Raw genomic sequence first — 14,760 nt, forward strand, 5'->3', positions numbered from 1 at the left:
GAGACCGTCTGGCGCCCGCCCTGGAGGCGGCGCCCTTTCACGCAGTCTTGAGCTCGGGCTCGTGGGCGGCGACCTTGCCGGCCGGCATCTGCGCGTTGGTGAGCCGCCCGGTCAGTTCGGCGAGCTTGGCGTCCAGCACGTCCAGCGCGGTCTCCTGAGCACTGATCTCGGCGATCCGGTCGTCCAGCCCAGAGGCGGCTTGCTGGATGCGTTCGATGGCCTCCAGCCTGCGGCCGAAGTTGCGGCGGCGTTCGCGCAGTTGGGCGTCCAGTTGCGCGGCGGCCGACTTGTTCCACAGTTCCACTTCGCCCAATGCCGATTCGTAGATCACGCGCAGGCGGGTGGCCAGCGCACGCACCAGCCGGTCGGCGAATTCGGGCTGGGCGAGCTTGAGTGCGTTGCTCACGCCCAGGTACTGGTTGTGGCTGCGCTCCACCAGGTCCAGGTCGCGCTCGTAGCGGGCCAGGTCGGGCTCGCGCGGCGCCTGCAGCGAGAAGCCGTACTCGGCGTTGAGTTGCCGAAAGGTCCCCGTCAACATGGTCTGGATCTCGCCGCTGATCTTCTCGGCTTGGCGCAGGCCTTCGCGCAGACGGTCGAAGGTGCGCCCGTAGGCCTTGCGCACGCCGAGCTTCAAGCCGGGAGTGCGCAGCGCCGTCGTGAGCTGCGCCATTTCCTTCTTGAGGGTCGCGGTGCCCAGCAGGTCGAACACGTCGCGCAACAGCTTGAGGTGGACGGATCGCACGGCATGGATCTTGGCGCCGCTGGCATCGAAGTCCGCCTGCTCCTGCTCGATGCGCGCGCGCATGTGCTTGATCACGGACGTATTCTTGCCGCGCAGGCCCTTGAGCTCCACCATCTGCTCGGCGAGGTCCCGCCGGCGGAGGCCGAGCGCGCGCAACACTTCGGTCCGCAGTTCGCTGATGTTGGAGGCCACCGAGCCGCGCAGGATCTTCTGGCGCTGGCCCATGACGCCTTCTGCCAGTGCCTGCTCCAGCGCAGGCAGGTTGCTCACCGTGAGCAGTTCCGCGTTGTTGCTGACCTTGGCGACCAGGCCCTTCTGGCCAGACACCGGGATCACCTGGTGTTCGTCGATGCCCAGGACTTCGGCAGTGGTGCGGCGTTGGCGATCGATCTGCGCCTGCACCTGGTAGGGCGTGCTGAGCGCGTCCCACATCGTGTCGATCTTGTTCAGGACGACCAGCCGCGAACCGGTTTCGGAGTCCTCGGCGATCAGGTGTTCGCGCCAGATCGCGAGGTCGGACTTGGTCACGCCGGTGTCGGCGGCCAGGATGAACACCACGGCGTGCGCCTGCGGGATCAGGTTGACCGTCAGTTCGGGTTCGGCGCCGATCGCGTTCAAGCCAGGCGTGTCCAGGATCACCAGGCCCTGCTTCAGCAGCGGGTGGGCGATGTTGATCAGCGCATGGCGCCAGCGCGGCACTTCGACCAGGCCGTCGGCGTGCACCATGGGGTTGTCTTCCGGCGCGTCCTCGTGCCAGAAGCCGAGGGCCTTGGCTTCCTCCACGGGAACGCGGCGGATCTCCGAGACCTTTTCGAAGGCCTGCGCAAGTTGCTCCGGATCGTTGACGTCGAGGTCCACCCGGTGCCACTTCTCCGGCGCCATCCGCCACTCCATCAACGGCTGCATCTGCAAGCGCGTTTCGATGGGCAGCAGGCGCAGGCAAGGCGGCACCTCGGGGTCGTATCCCAGTTCGGTGGGGCACATCGTCGTGCGCCCCGCGCTGGCCGGCATGATCCGGCGCTTGTAGCCGGCGAAGAAGATCGCGTTGATCAGCTCCGACTTGCCGCGCGAGAACTCGGCGACGAAGGCCACCATGACTTTGTCCGAGCGCATCTGGTTTTCCAGACGGCGCAGTCGCTCCTCCACCGCGCTGTCCGCGAGGTCGTGGTCCTTCAGCCATTCGGCCAGCAACTTGACGCGCAGGGCGAACTCTCGCCGCCATGCGCCGTGCTGGTCGAACCGGTCATTGAAAGAGGTGGCCACTGAGTCCCCGAAGTCCAATTTGAATATAGCATCGGACCCCTTTTTCACTCAGGACTTCTGGCACACCGTGCAGAAATACGTTGCGCGCGCGCCCTGCCGGACCATCCGTATGGGAGAGCCGCACACGCGGCAAGACTCGCCGGCGCGGTCATACACCATGGCCTCCAGCTGGAAGTAGCCCGACTCGCCCTGGGCATTGGAGAAATCGCGCAGCGTGCTGCCTCCCTTGGCGACCGCCCGGGCCAGCACGTCCCGGATCGCCTCCTGCAAGCGGGCGGCGCGCGGCCGTGAAATCCGGTTCGCCGCACGCGTGGGACGGATGCCCGCAAGGAACAGCGCCTCGGAAGCATAGATATTTCCAACGCCCACGACGACGTCACCCAAGAGCAGCACCTGCTTGATCGCGGCGCTGCGCTTCTTCAATGCGGCGTGGAAGGCATCCAGGTCGAAGTCATCGCCCAAGGGCTCCACGCCGAGTCCGCCCAGGAGCTTCCTCGCTTCGGGCGCATCCTCGCCCTGCGCAAAGACCACCGCACCAAAGCGGCGCGGATCGTTCAGGCGCAGAACTCCATGGGTGGTCACGAGGTCAAAGTGATCGTGCAACGCCGCCTGCGGCATGACGCTGTCGAAGCGCAGGCTGCCGGACATGCCCAGGTGCAACAGCAGCAGCCCCCGGTCCAGGTCCAGCAGCAGGTACTTGCCGCGCCGCCGGACAGACGTCACCCTACGGCCGACGAGCGATCGGGGCTCGCAGCCGAGAGGCCAGCGCAGGGGCTTGCCGATACGCACTTCGAGGATGCGCGCGCCGGCGATGCGGCCGGCAAAACTCTGGCGCGTGACCTCGACTTCAGGGAGTTCGGGCATGGGTGCGAAGGCTTCGGATTATGATGGTTTGATGATGCGATTCCGTCTGGTGGCGCTGGCCGCCCTGCTCGCGGCGTGCGCCGTGGGCACCCCTTCATGGGCACAGGGGCCACGCACTGCCGCGGCGCTCGATTCGGCGAACAGCGGACTGGATGCCGAACTCTTCTACCAGCTTCTGCTCGGTGAGCTCAATGTGCGCAGCGAAGAGCCGGCTGCAGGTTTCGCGCTGATCCTGGATGCCGCGCGCAAGACGGGCGATGCCACCCTGTACCAACGCGCCGTCGAACTGGCCTTCCAGGGCCGCAACGGCGACGCTGCGCTGCAGGCAGCGCGCGCGTGGAAGCAGGCCTTTCCGCAGTCACGCGAGGCCAACCGCTATGTGCTACAGATCCTGGTCACCCTCAACCGCATCCCGGAAAGCGCGGAGCCGCTGAAGACCGAGATCTCCCTAGCCGATCCCAAGGAGCGGGCCGCCGTCATTGGCGCGGTCGCCCGCAGTTATTCCCGCGTCACGGACAAAAAGCAGGCGGCGACGGTCGTCGAGCAGGCCCTGGCCGATTACTTGAACGCACCCGACACGGGTGCGGCGGCGTGGGGCGCCGTGGGCCGCCTGCGCCTCGCCGCGGGTGACACGGCCGGCGCGATGGACGCCGCCCGCCGGGGCCAGGCGATCAGCCCGGCCTCCGAAGGTCCGGTGCTGCTCGCGCTGGAACTGATGGACCCCAAGCTGCCGGAGGCCGAGGCGCTGGTGCGCACCTATCTGCAGGTCAAGCCGCTGGCCGAGATGCGGATGGCTTATGCGCGCGCACTGCTCGACGGGCAGCGGCAGTCCGAAGCCCTTGCCCAGCTGCAGATGGTCACGCGCGAACGGCCGGACCTGGCCGAGGCGTGGCTTGCGCAGGGCACGCTGCTCGCGCAGGACAACCAGCTGCCGGCCGCCGAGGCCGCCGTCCGCAAGTACCTCGAGCTGGCGCAGGCGCAGCCAACGAACGAGGAGAGCGGTCGGGGCCTGGCCCAGGCCTACCTGACGATGGCGCAAATCTTCGAACGCCGTCGCGACTTCACCGCGGCCAACGCCTGGCTGGACCGCATCGAGAACTCGCAGGACTTGCTGCAGGCACAGAATCGCCGCGCCTCGATCCTCGCGCGGCAGGGCAAGATGGACGAGGCGCGCAAGGTGATCCGCGCACTTCCTGAGCGCACGCCGGCCGATGCGCGCATGAAGACGATGGCCGAGATCCAGCTGCTGCGCGACAACAAGATGTACCAGCAGGCCTATGAGCTGCTGGCGAAGGCGATCGCAGAGGATCCGTCGGACACCGACCTGCTCTACGACCAGGCGATGCTGGCCGAAAAGATGGGCCGCTTCGACGACATGGAAAAGCTGCTGCGCGAGCTGATGGTGAAGAAGCCCGATTACCACCATGCCTACAACGCGCTGGGCTTCTCCCTGGCCGAGCGCAACCAGCGCCTGCCCGAAGCCAAGCAGCTGATCCAGAAGGCCCTGGAATTCGCGCCCGGCGACCCGTTCATCAGCGACAGCCTGGCCTGGGTGGAGTTCCGCATGGGCAACCAGGCCGAGGCGCTGCGCATCCTGCAGGCTGCCTACAAGGAGCGGCCGGACGCGGAGATTGCCGCGCACCTGGGTGAGGTGCTGTGGACCCTGGGCCAGCGCGACCAGGCGCAGTCGGTGTTTCGCGAGGGGGTCCTGATCAACGCCGAGAACGAGACGTTGGTGGAAACCATGAAGCGCCTCAAGGTCAGGCCGTGACCCTGCGGCGTGCGCCCGCCTGGGTGGGGGCGTTACTGTGCGCCGCGCTGCTCGCGGGCTGTGCGGTGCCACCACGCACGCCGGCCGCCACGGGCGTGCAAGTCTGGACCGGTCGGCTGGCCCTGACCGTCGAGGGCCAGGCGAGCCAATCCTTCTCTGCCGGGTTCGAACTCAAGGGTGCTCCCGACGCCGGTGAGCTGAGCCTGTTCAATCCCCTCGGCGGCACCATTGCCGTGCTGGGCTGGACTCCCGGCACCGCAGTGTTGCGCTCCAATGGCAAGACCCGCGAGTTCCCGTCGCTGGACGCGCTGGCGCAGGAAGCCACGGGCGCCCAGCTTCCGGTGGCGGCGCTGTTCGACTGGCTGGCGGGCCGGGCCACGCCGATCCCGGGCTGGGAGCCGGACGTGAGCCAGGTGGCGGAAGGCCGCCTGCGGGCGCGCCGGACCGATCCGACGCCGCCTGCGGACCTGCGGGTGTTGTTCGAACGCTGACGGCTGCGATGCGAGCCCTGTTCGACGTCGCCGCGCCCGCAAAACTCAACCTGTTCCTGCACGTCACGGGCCGGCGGGCCGACGGTTACCACCTGCTGCAGTCGGTCTTCATGCTGCTGGACTGGCACGACACGCTGCATTTCGAGTTGCGGCCGGCGGGCAAGCTCAGCCGCGAAGACCTCGGGGCGTCCTTGCCCGCGGACGACCTGGTGCTGCGCGCCGCCCGGGCGCTCCAGCAAGCGTCGGGGACGTCCCATGGCGCGCACATCCAGGTGGACAAGCGCCTGCCCGCGCAAGCGGGCATGGGCGGGGGCTCCTCGGACGCTGCCAGCTGCCTGCTGGCGCTCAACCAGCTCTGGCGGCTCGGCCTGGGACTGTCGGCGCTCGAGAAGATCGGCTTGGCGCTGGGCGCCGACGTGCCTTTCTTCCTGCGCGGACGGAATGCCTGGGTCGAGGGCGTGGGCGAGCGCATCACGCCGGTCACGCTGCCGGCTGCCCGCTTTGCCGTTGTCAAGCCAGCGCGCGGGCTGGCCACCCAGGACATCTTCGGTCACCCCGCGCTGAAACGGGACAGCGACAGTGCTACAATCTCGGGCTTTGCTGCAGATCCCTGGGGTTTCGGTCACAACGACCTGGAGCCCGTGGCCCGGCTGCTTTGCCCCGAGGTGGGCGAAGCGATCGAATGGCTGGGTTCGCAGGGTTTGCGGGCCCGCATGACGGGTTCGGGCAGCGCGGTCTTCGCGCTGCTGCCGCCAGGACAGAGCCTGGCGCAGGCCCCCGAGCATTGGGCCCAGGCTGGCTGGGTGGTGCGGGAATGCGGCAATATGGAGGTTCATCCCCTGGTGGGATGGGCACCCAGCGACGATTCGGTCGGCGGCTGATTTTCAGCGGTCGACCCGTGTAGGGGAGTCGCCAAGTTGGTTAAGGCACCGGATTTTGATTCCGGCATGCGAGGGTTCGAGTCCTTCCTCCCCTGCCAAACCGTTCGTTGAGTTGGATCTGAAATCACTTTCCACATGCAGGTCGCTCCTCCCACTCCCGATTTCATGGTGTTCGCCGGCAATGCCAATCCGGCATTGGCCGAAGAGATCGCCGGGCACCTGGGCATCTCGCTCGGGGCAGCGACCGTCGGCCGCTTCTCCGACGGCGAGATCACCGTGGAAGTCAACACCAACGTGCGGGCGCGGGACGTGTTCGTGGTGCAGTCCACCTGCGCCCCGACCAACGAAAACCTGATGGAACTGCTGATCATGGTCGACGCCCTCAAGCGTGCGTCGGCCGAGCGGATCAGCGCGGTGATTCCGTACTTCGGGTACGCCCGCCAGGATCGCCGTCCGCGCTCGAGCCGGGTGCCGATCTCGGCGAAGGTGGTAGCCAACCTGCTGGAAACTGTGGGAGTGGCGCGCGTCCTGACCATGGACCTGCACGCCGACCAGATCCAGGGCTTCTTCGACATCCCCGTCGACAACATCTACGCCTCGCCGGTGCTGCTGCGCGACCTGCGCCAGAAGAACTACGAGGACCTGATCGTGGTGTCGCCGGACGTCGGCGGCGTGGTGCGCGCCCGTGCGCTCGCCAAGCAGCTGGGCACCGACCTCGCCATCATCGACAAGCGCCGCCCCAAGGCGAACGTGTCCGAAGTGATGCACGTCATCGGCGACATCGAGGGCCGCAACTGCGTGATCATGGACGACATGATCGACACCGCCGGCACGCTGGTAAAGGCGGCCGAGGTGCTCAAGGAGCGCGGCGCCAAGCACGTGTATGCGTACTGCACGCACCCGATCTTTTCGGGTCCCGCCATCGACCGCATCGCCAAGGGCGCGGCGCTCGATGAAGTCGTGGTGACCAACACCATCCCGCTGTCGGACGCCGCGCGGGGCTGCAGCAAGATCCGCCAGCTCACGGTGGCGCCGCTGATCGCCGAAACGATCCAGCGCATCGCCACCGGCGAGTCGGTGATGAGCCTGTTCTCGGACCAGGTCAACCTGTTCTGAGGCTTTCGTGGCCCCCATGAAGGGGGCCTTTTTTGAACCGGCAGCACTGGTCGCGGTGCCTGTCCGAATTGGAGAACGTTATGAAATTCGTCGCTTTCGAGCGCGCCAAGCAGGGTACGGGTGCGAGCCGCCGTCTCCGCAACGTGGGCAAGACGCCCGGCATCGTGTACGGCGGCGAGGGCCAGCCCCAGCTGATCGAACTCGATCACAACGCCCTGTGGCACGCCCTCAAGAAGGAGGCCTTCCACTCGTCCATCCTCGAGATGGACCTGGCCGGCAAGTCCGCCAAGGTGCTGCTGCGTGACGTGCAGTACCACCCGTACCGCCAGCAGGTCCAGCACGTGGACTTCCAGCGCGTGGACGCCAACACCCGCCTGCACATGAAGGTGCCGCTGCACTTCAAGGGCGCGGAAGAGTCCCAGGCCGTCAAGCTGGAGCACTGCCTGGTGAACCCGGTCGTGAACGACCTGGACATCTCCTGCCTGCCCGCGGACCTGCCCGAGTTCATCGAGGTAGACCTGTCCGGCCTGAAGAAGGGCATGTCCCTGCACCTGAACGACCTGGCCTTGCCCAAGGGCGTGAAGGCCGTGACGCACGGCAAGCCGAACCCGGTGATCGTGTCGGTGGTGACCTCTGCGGCCGAAGAGTCCGCCGAGACCGCCGCTGCCGGCGCCGAAGGTGCCGTCGCTGCTCCCGCAGCCGAAGCCAAGGCCGCTCCGGCCAAGGCCGCAGGCAAGGAAGCGGCCGCCAAGCCCGCCGCGAAGGCCCCCGCCAAGAAGTGACCGGCGCCGCGGCGATCCCGCGGACAGCCTCCTGCCCCGGCAGGAACCCGAAGGCCCGCATTCGCGGGCCTTTTCCGTTCCGGCTGGCGACAATAGTTCCCTTCGACGCACCAGCGTCCTCGACTACCTTTCGGGCACATCATGATCAAGCTGTTCGTCGGCCTGGGCAATCCCGGCCCCGAGTACGAAGCCACCCGCCACAATGCCGGTTTCTGGTGGGTGGACGAACTCGCCCGCGACCTGAAGGTGAACCTGGTTGCCGAGCGCGGCTACCACGGACTGGTGGCGCGGGCCAACGTGCATGGGCAGACCGTGTGGCTGCTGGAGCCCCAGACCTTCATGAACCTGTCGGGCAAGTCGGTGGCGGCGCTCGCGCGCTTCTACAAGATCGAACCCGAGGAAATCCTGGTGGTGCATGACGAGCTCGACGTCGTGCCCGGCCAGGCCAAGCTCAAGTTCGGCGGCAGCCATGCGGGCCACAACGGCCTGCGCGACATCCATGGGCAGCTGGGGACGGGCGATTACTGGCGCCTGCGCATCGGCATCGGCCACCCCGGCGTCAAATCCGAGGTCATCAACTGGGTGCTCAAGAAGCCGGCCCCGGAGCAGCGCACCGCGATGGAAGAGTGCATCTCGCGCACCCTCAAGGCGGTGCCCGCCCTGCTGGCCGGCGAAATGGACAAGGCCACGCTGATCGTGCACACCCACACGGCGCCGCGGCCCAAACCGCCGCGCCCCGCAGAACCCTGACCCACCGCAAGGAGGAGACCGTGCGCCTGCAAGACACCATCCTGGCCGCTGCCCTGGCCCTGAGCGCTCCCTGGGTCCAGTCCCAGACGGTCTACCGCTGCGGCAACAGCTACAGCCAGCAGCCCTGCCCCGGCGGCGCGCCGGTCACGGCCGCCGACCCGCGCACTCCGGCGGAGGCCGCCCGCTCCGGCAGCGTCGCAGCCGCCGACGCAAGGCGCGCGGATGCGATGGAAAAGGCTCGGCTGGCCCAGGAGAAGAACGCGCCCAAGGCGGTCGTGATCGCGCCGACCGCTCCCGTTTCCCAGCCTCCCGCGCCACCGCGCGATGGCGCCCGCGCCAAGGCCGGAAAGCTCGATCCATTCACCGCACAGTCGCCGCGCCCGCCTGGCGAAAGCAAGAAGAAAGACGGGAAGGACAAGGCCGCGAAGAAGGCCAAGGACAAGCCCGACGCCTAGGCGGCGGGAGTCTCGCCGGCCGGCGGCAGGCCGCCGGCATCGCTCTTTGCCCGTGCCGTCAGTCGCTGGTACTTCTGGAACAGCGTCTCGCGGCTTTCCACCCGCTGCGGGTTCAGCGGGATGCAGGCCACCGGGCAGACCTGCACGCACTGCGGTTCGTCGAAGTGGCCCACGCACTCGGTGCACTTGTCGGGATCGATCTGGTAGATCTCCGGCCCGAGGAAGATGGCCTCGTTCGGGCACTCCGGCTCGCAGACATCGCAGTTGATGCACTCGTCGGTAATCATCAATGCCATGGCGGCCGGGGTCTCCTGGTACGGTTCTGGCATTATCCCCGCCGGCATGAGTCTGTTCTTCTTCAAGCGCCTCATCACCCTGATTGCGACACTGGTAGGCACGTCCGTGGTGGTGTTCCTGGTGCTGGAAATCCTGCCCGGAAACGCGGCGCAGATCCTGATGGGCCCGGATGCCTCGCCGGAGGCCGTCGCCGCCCTGGCACAGAAACTGGGCCTGGACCGGCCGGGTGCGGCCCGCTACTGGGAATGGATCACCGGCATGCTGCACGGCGACCTGGGGATGAGCTACGCCTACAGCACGCCGGTAGGCGAACTGGTGCTGCAACGCCTGACCCTGACCGTGCCGTTGGCTTTGCTGGCGATGGCGCTCACCACGGTGCTGGCCCTGGCGGCCGGCCTCTACGCGGCTTCGCGCCACAACAAGCTGGGCGACGTCGGCATCATGGGGCTCACGCAGGTCGGCATCGCCATCCCGAACTTCTGGTTCGCGATCCTGCTGATCCTGCTGTTCTCCGTTCAGCTGAGGTGGTTCTCGGCCGGCGGCTTCCCGGGCTGGGAGGAAGGCTTGCTGCCTGGCCTCAAGGCGCTCATGCTGCCGGCGCTCTCCCTGGCGGTGGTGCAGTCGGCGATCCTGGCGCGCATCACCCGCTCCTCGGTGCTGGAGGTGCTGCGCGAGGACTTCGTGCGGACCGCCCGGGCCAAGGGCGTGTCGCAGCGCGCCACGCTGTGGGGCCACGTGCTGCGCAATGCGCTGATCCCGGTCATCACCGTCATGGGCCTGCAGTTCGCGGAGCTGCTGGCGGGAACTATCGTCGTCGAAAGCGTCTTCTACCTGCCCGGGCTCGGCCGGCTGATCTTCCAGTCGATCGCCAACCGGGACCTCATCGTGGTGCGCAACTGCGTGATGCTGCTGGCGGCGATGGTCGTCATCGTCAATTTCGTGGTGGACGTGCTCTATGCGGTGATCGATCCGCGGGTGAAGGCGAGCGACATATGAGTGCCGTGCTGGACACGGCATCGGTCGTCGCCGCCGCAGGGCCGGGCTTCTGGCGACGCGCGCGGCGCAGCCCGAGCTTCATGATCGGCCTGGTGCTCACCGCGCTGCTGGTGCTGGCGGCGGCGCTGTCCTTCGCGTGGACGCCGCACAACCCCTACGACATCGACATGGGGCTCAAGCTGCGGGCGCCGGACCGCACCTACTGGCTGGGCACCGACCCCTATGGCCGCGACGTAGTCTCGCTGCTGCTGGTGGGCGCGCGCGCGTCGATCGCGGTCGGCCTCATCGCGGTGGGCATCGGTCTGGTCATCGGCACGGCGCTGGGACTGTTCGCTTCGGCCAAGCGAGGATGGATGGAGGAAGCGATCATGCGCCTCGCCGACTTCGGCTTTGCCTTTCCGGCCATCCTGTCGGCCATCATGCTCACCGCGGTCTTCGGGCCGGGGATGGTGAACGCCATCATCGCCATCGGCATCTACAACATCCCCACGTTCGCCCGCATCACCCGCGCCTCGGCCAACACGGTGTGGGCACGCGAGTTCGTGCTCGCCGCGCGCGCCTGCGGCAAGGGCAGCTTCGCCATCACGGTGGAACATGTGCTGCCCAACATCGCGTCCGTGCTGATCGTGCAGGCGACCATCCGCTTCGCCATCGCGATCCTGGCCGAAGCGGCACTCTCTTACCTGGGTCTCGGCACGCAGCCGCCGCAGCCCTCGTGGGGCCGCATGCTCAGCGAGGCGCAGACGCTGCTGTTCCAGGCGCCGCTGCTGGCGGTGTTTCCCGGGCTGGCCATCGCGTTCGCGGTGCTGGGGTTGAACCTGCTCGGTGACGGCCTGCGCGACCTGTTCGATCCGCGGCTGGCGCGCAAACGATGAGACCGCACGTGCCGCACGCCGCGTCGACGCCAAAGAGCGAAGGGGCCCAGGCTGTCCCCGGAGCAGACGGTGGCGCATCTTCGGCGCGGGTGCCGCTGCTCGAAGTGCGCGACCTCTCCGTTGAACTGCAGACCCACCGCGGCCCCGCCTTCGCCGTGCGCAACGTGAGCTTCTCGCTGGAGCCCGGCGAAACGCTGGGCCTGATCGGGGAGTCCGGCAGCGGCAAGTCCCTCACCGCCATGGCCTTGATGGGGCTGCTGCCGGAACAGGCCCGCGTGAGCGGCAGCATCGTGTTCGAGGGCCAGCAACTGGTGGGCCGGCCGGAGCGGGAGATGTGCGCGCTGCGCGGAGACCGCATCGGCATGATCTTCCAGGAACCCATGACCGCGTTGAACCCGGTGCACCCCGTCGGCGACCAGGTGGCCGAGCCGCTGCGGCTGCACCGCGGCATGTCGGCGGCGGTCGCCCGCAAGGAAGCCGTTGCGCTGCTCGACCGCGTGGGCATTCCCGATGCCGCGCGCCGCATCGATGCCTATCCGCACCAGTTCTCGGGCGGCCAGCGCCAGCGCATCACGATCGCGATGGCGCTGGCCTGCGGCCCCGACCTGCTGATCGCCGACGAGCCGACGACCGCGCTGGACGTCACCATCCAGCGGCAGATCCTCGACCTGCTGCGCGAGCTGGTGGCCGAACGGCGCATGGCGCTGATGCTCATCTCGCACGACCTCGGCGTGATCGCGCAGAACGTGCAGCGCATGCTGGTGATGTACGGCGGCAGCGTGGTCGAAAGCGGCCCGACGGCGGCGGTGTTCGCCCATCGCCGGCATCCCTACACGCTCGGCCTGTTCGCCGCGCGCCCCGGCCTGCACAGGGCCAAGGGCCAGCGGCTGGTCACCATCCCCGGCACGGTCCCGGAACTGGTGGACCTGCCGCAGGGCTGCCCGTTCGCGGGGCGCTGTCGCTTCGCCATCCCCGAGTGCGATGCCAAGCTGCCGCCGCCGTTCGAGGTGGAGCCCGGGCACCGCGCCCGCTGCATCCGCCTGGATGCCGTGGCGGCGGAACTGCGCGCCGGAGCCCCCGCATGAGCGCACCGTTGCTCCAGGTGGAAAACCTCACCAAGGACTACGTGCTGCCACGGGAGAAGCTGCTGCAGCCGCCGGGGAAAGTGCACGCGCTCAAGGGCGTGAGCTTCACCATCGAGGCCGGACGCAGCCTGGGCATCGTGGGCGAATCCGGATCCGGAAAATCGACGCTGGCGCGGCTGGTGATGGCGCTGGACCAGCCCACCTCCGGCACGGTGCGCATGCTCGGGCGCGACCTGCACGCCCTGCCGCGCGAGGAACTGCGCAGCGCGCGGCGTGATTTCCAGATGGTGTTCCAGGACCCGTACGGCTCGCTCGACCCGCGCCAGACGGTGGAGCGCATCGTCGCCGAACCGCTCAGCGCGCAAGGCGGCATGACGCGCGACGAGCAGCACCAGCGCGCCAGCGAAGCCCTGCAGGCGGTGGGCCTGCGCGCCAGCGACCTGCGCAAGTACCCGCACGAGTTCTCCGGCGGCCAGCGGCAGCGCATCGCGATCGCCCGGGCGCTGATCACGCGGCCCCGCCTGATCGTCGCCGACGAGCCCGTGAGCGCGCTGGACGTGTCGGTGCAGGCGCAGGTCCTCAACCTGATGCTGGACCTGCAGGCGGAATTCGGCATCACCTACATGCTGATCAGCCACGACCTGGCCGTGGTGCACCACCTGTGCGACGACGTGGCCGTTCTCTGGCAGGGCCGCATCGTCGAACAGGGTCCGCCCGGGCAGCTGTTCACCGCGGCGCAGCACCCCTACACCCGGACCTTGCTCGCCGCCGTGCCCGAGGCGGAGCCCAAGGTCGCCCCTCTTGCTTCCGCCGCGCAATCTGGCCGATGATTCCCACCGACGGCCCGGCAGTGGCCCTTCTTCCGTTTTTCATCGCTCCCTGGAGTTCCTCACCATGATCCAACGCCGCAGCGTGCTCACGCGCACCGCTTCCCTGGCCGCCCTCGCCACCCTGCCCGCGGGGGGCGTGCTGGCCCAGAACCGCAAGGACTCGATCGTGATGGCCATGGCGCTGGAGCCCAGCCCCGGCCTGGATCCCACGGGCGGTGCGGCTTCTTCCATCGGCGAAGTCACGCTCTACAACATCTACGAGACGCTGACCAAGATCAATGCGGACGGGTCGGTCACGCCGCTGCTGGCCGAGAGCTGGGAAGTCTCGCCCGACCTCACCACCTACACCTTCAAGCTGCGCAAGGGCGTGAAGTTCCACAACGGCGAGCCCTTCAATGCTCAGACGGTCAAGTTCGCCTTCGACCGCGCGGGTGCGGAGAAGAGCACCAACAAGGACAAGCGCACCTTCGCCAACCTCACGACCCGGGCGGTGGACGACCAGACGGTGGTGATCCTCACCAAGGAGATCGACCCCGACTTCCCCTTCCTGCTCGGCCAGGCCACCGCGGTCATCGTGGAGCCCAAGAGCGCCGACACCAACATGACCAAGCCGGTGGGCACCGGTCCCTTCGTGCTGGACAACTGGGTCAAGGGCTCCTCCATCTTGCTGAAGAAGTGGCCCGAGTACCGCAACGCCGCCGCCATCAAGGTCAACCGCGCGACCTTCCGCTTCATTTCCGATCCGGCGGCGCAGGTCGCCGCGCTGCTGGCCGGTGACGTCGACGCCTTCCCGCGCGTGACACCGCGCAGCGTGGAGCAGTTCAAGGGCAACCCGAAGTTCCAGGTGGTCGTGTCCGGCTCCCGCGCCAAGACCATCCTCGCCATCAACAACAAGAAGAAGCCGTTCGACGACGTGCGCGTGCGCCGCGCGGTCGCGATGGCGATCGACCGCAAAGCCGTGATCCAGGGAGCCGGTGACGGCTACGGTGCGCCCATCGGCAGCCACTATCCGCCCAGCGCGCCTGGCTACGTCGACATGACGGGCGTGAATGCCTACAACCCGGACAAGGCCAGGGCCTTGCTGAAGGAAGCGGGCGTCAACGGGCCGCTGGAAGTCACCATCACGCTGCCCCCGCCGCCTTATGCGCGCCAGGGCGGGGAAGTGATCGCCTCGCAGCTGGCCAAGGTGGGCATCACCGCCAAGCTGCAGAACGTGGAATGGGCGCAATGGCTGTCCAACGTCTACGGCAACAAGAACTACGACATGACGATCATCTCGCACGTCGAGCCTTTCGACCTGGGCAACTTCGCCAAGCCCGACTACTACTGGAATTACCAGTCCGCGAAGTTCAACGACCTGTACGCCAAGTACAAGACCACGGCCAACGCCAAGGACCGCCTGAAGCTGCAGGCCGACCTGCAGCGCGTGCTGGCCGACGATTCGGTGCATGCCTTCCTGTACCAGCCGCAATGGGTGACCGTCGCCAACAAGAACGTGCGTGGCCTTTGGAAGGACATGCCCATCTTCGTCAACGACCTCTCTTCCATCAGCTGGGCCTGAG

General features: G+C 67.8%; 15 protein-coding genes and 1 tRNA gene. 13 read left to right on the forward strand and 3 right to left on the reverse strand.

The window, feature by feature from the left end; genetic code table 11:
• Positions 1 to 37: 37 nt before the first annotated feature.
• Together AC1DSA_RS01630 and mutM are read right to left on the reverse strand one after the other, a co-directional pair.
• Positions 38 to 2,005 (reverse strand): dynamin family protein, encoded by a 1,968-nt coding sequence (locus AC1DSA_RS01630; RefSeq protein ID WP_477885375.1) that lies wholly within the window; start codon positions 2,003 to 2,005, stop codon positions 38 to 40.
• 48 nt (positions 2,006 to 2,053) lie between these two features.
• Positions 2,054 to 2,869 carry a bifunctional DNA-formamidopyrimidine glycosylase/DNA-(apurinic or apyrimidinic site) lyase gene (gene mutM / locus AC1DSA_RS01635; protein WP_477885377.1) on the reverse strand — a complete coding sequence of 272 codons (816 nt, stop codon included), beginning with the start codon at positions 2,867 to 2,869 and terminating at the stop codon, positions 2,054 to 2,056.
• A gap of 31 nt (positions 2,870 to 2,900) precedes the next feature.
• Between mutM and AC1DSA_RS01640 the strand changes: the two genes are divergently transcribed.
• From AC1DSA_RS01640 to AC1DSA_RS01675, 8 genes are all read left to right on the forward strand, one after another.
• Positions 2,901 to 4,640, forward strand: a complete 1,740-nt coding sequence (locus AC1DSA_RS01640) for a tetratricopeptide repeat protein (RefSeq protein ID WP_477885379.1) — start codon at positions 2,901 to 2,903, stop codon at positions 4,638 to 4,640.
• The gene (locus AC1DSA_RS01645) at positions 4,637 to 5,131 is read left to right on the forward strand and encodes a lipoprotein insertase outer membrane protein LolB (protein WP_477885381.1); all 495 of its coding nucleotides are present in this window, start codon (positions 4,637 to 4,639) and stop codon (positions 5,129 to 5,131) included. Before AC1DSA_RS01640 ends, AC1DSA_RS01645 begins: the two co-directional genes overlap by 4 nt.
• A gap of 8 nt (positions 5,132 to 5,139) precedes the next feature.
• The gene (gene ispE, locus AC1DSA_RS01650) at positions 5,140 to 6,012 is read left to right on the forward strand and encodes a 4-(cytidine 5'-diphospho)-2-C-methyl-D-erythritol kinase (RefSeq protein WP_477885383.1); all 873 of its coding nucleotides are present in this window, start codon (positions 5,140 to 5,142) and stop codon (positions 6,010 to 6,012) included.
• A gap of 21 nt (positions 6,013 to 6,033) precedes the next feature.
• A tRNA-Gln gene (locus tag AC1DSA_RS01655) sits at positions 6,034 to 6,110 on the forward strand.
• 37 nt (positions 6,111 to 6,147) lie between these two features.
• Positions 6,148 to 7,128, forward strand: a complete 981-nt coding sequence (locus tag AC1DSA_RS01660) for a ribose-phosphate pyrophosphokinase (protein ID WP_477885385.1) — start codon at positions 6,148 to 6,150, stop codon at positions 7,126 to 7,128.
• A gap of 80 nt (positions 7,129 to 7,208) precedes the next feature.
• Positions 7,209 to 7,910 (forward strand): 50S ribosomal protein L25/general stress protein Ctc, encoded by a 702-nt coding sequence (locus tag AC1DSA_RS01665; protein ID WP_477885387.1) that lies wholly within the window; start codon positions 7,209 to 7,211, stop codon positions 7,908 to 7,910.
• A gap of 141 nt (positions 7,911 to 8,051) precedes the next feature.
• Positions 8,052 to 8,660, forward strand: coding sequence for an aminoacyl-tRNA hydrolase (pth, locus tag AC1DSA_RS01670; RefSeq protein ID WP_477885389.1), 609 nt, complete (start codon positions 8,052 to 8,054; stop codon positions 8,658 to 8,660).
• Between the two features lie 20 nt (positions 8,661 to 8,680).
• Positions 8,681 to 9,115, forward strand: a complete 435-nt coding sequence (locus AC1DSA_RS01675) for a hypothetical protein (RefSeq protein ID WP_477885391.1) — start codon at positions 8,681 to 8,683, stop codon at positions 9,113 to 9,115.
• Here AC1DSA_RS01675 and AC1DSA_RS01680 read toward each other — a convergent pair.
• Positions 9,112 to 9,411, reverse strand: a complete 300-nt coding sequence (locus AC1DSA_RS01680; RefSeq protein WP_477885393.1) for a YfhL family 4Fe-4S dicluster ferredoxin — start codon at positions 9,409 to 9,411, stop codon at positions 9,112 to 9,114. The two genes, AC1DSA_RS01675 and AC1DSA_RS01680, sit on opposite strands and share 4 nt — an antisense overlap.
• Before the next feature lie 46 nt (positions 9,412 to 9,457).
• Here AC1DSA_RS01680 and AC1DSA_RS01685 point away from each other — a divergent pair, with 46 nt between their 5' ends.
• The 5 genes from AC1DSA_RS01685 (at position 9,458) to AC1DSA_RS01705 (ending at position 14,759) form a co-directional block, all read left to right on the forward strand.
• Positions 9,458 to 10,408 (forward strand): ABC transporter permease, encoded by a 951-nt coding sequence (locus AC1DSA_RS01685; protein WP_477885395.1) that lies wholly within the window; start codon positions 9,458 to 9,460, stop codon positions 10,406 to 10,408.
• A complete protein-coding gene (locus tag AC1DSA_RS01690; protein WP_477885397.1) occupies positions 10,405 to 11,283 on the forward strand; it encodes an ABC transporter permease in 879 nt (292 codons plus the stop codon). Before AC1DSA_RS01685 ends, AC1DSA_RS01690 begins: the two co-directional genes overlap by 4 nt.
• Positions 11,284 to 11,372: 89 nt before the next feature.
• A complete protein-coding gene (locus tag AC1DSA_RS01695; protein ID WP_477885399.1) occupies positions 11,373 to 12,368 on the forward strand; it encodes an ABC transporter ATP-binding protein in 996 nt (331 codons plus the stop codon).
• The gene (locus AC1DSA_RS01700; protein ID WP_477885401.1) at positions 12,365 to 13,198 is read left to right on the forward strand and encodes an ATP-binding cassette domain-containing protein; all 834 of its coding nucleotides are present in this window, start codon (positions 12,365 to 12,367) and stop codon (positions 13,196 to 13,198) included. The genes AC1DSA_RS01695 and AC1DSA_RS01700 overlap by 4 nt, the downstream gene beginning before the upstream one ends.
• Positions 13,199 to 13,262: 64 nt before the next feature.
• Positions 13,263 to 14,759 (forward strand): ABC transporter substrate-binding protein, encoded by a 1,497-nt coding sequence (locus tag AC1DSA_RS01705; protein ID WP_477885403.1) that lies wholly within the window; start codon positions 13,263 to 13,265, stop codon positions 14,757 to 14,759.
• Position 14,760: the final 1 nt, after the last annotated feature.

Source organism: Ramlibacter sp. P4_H7, assembly GCF_056400765.1.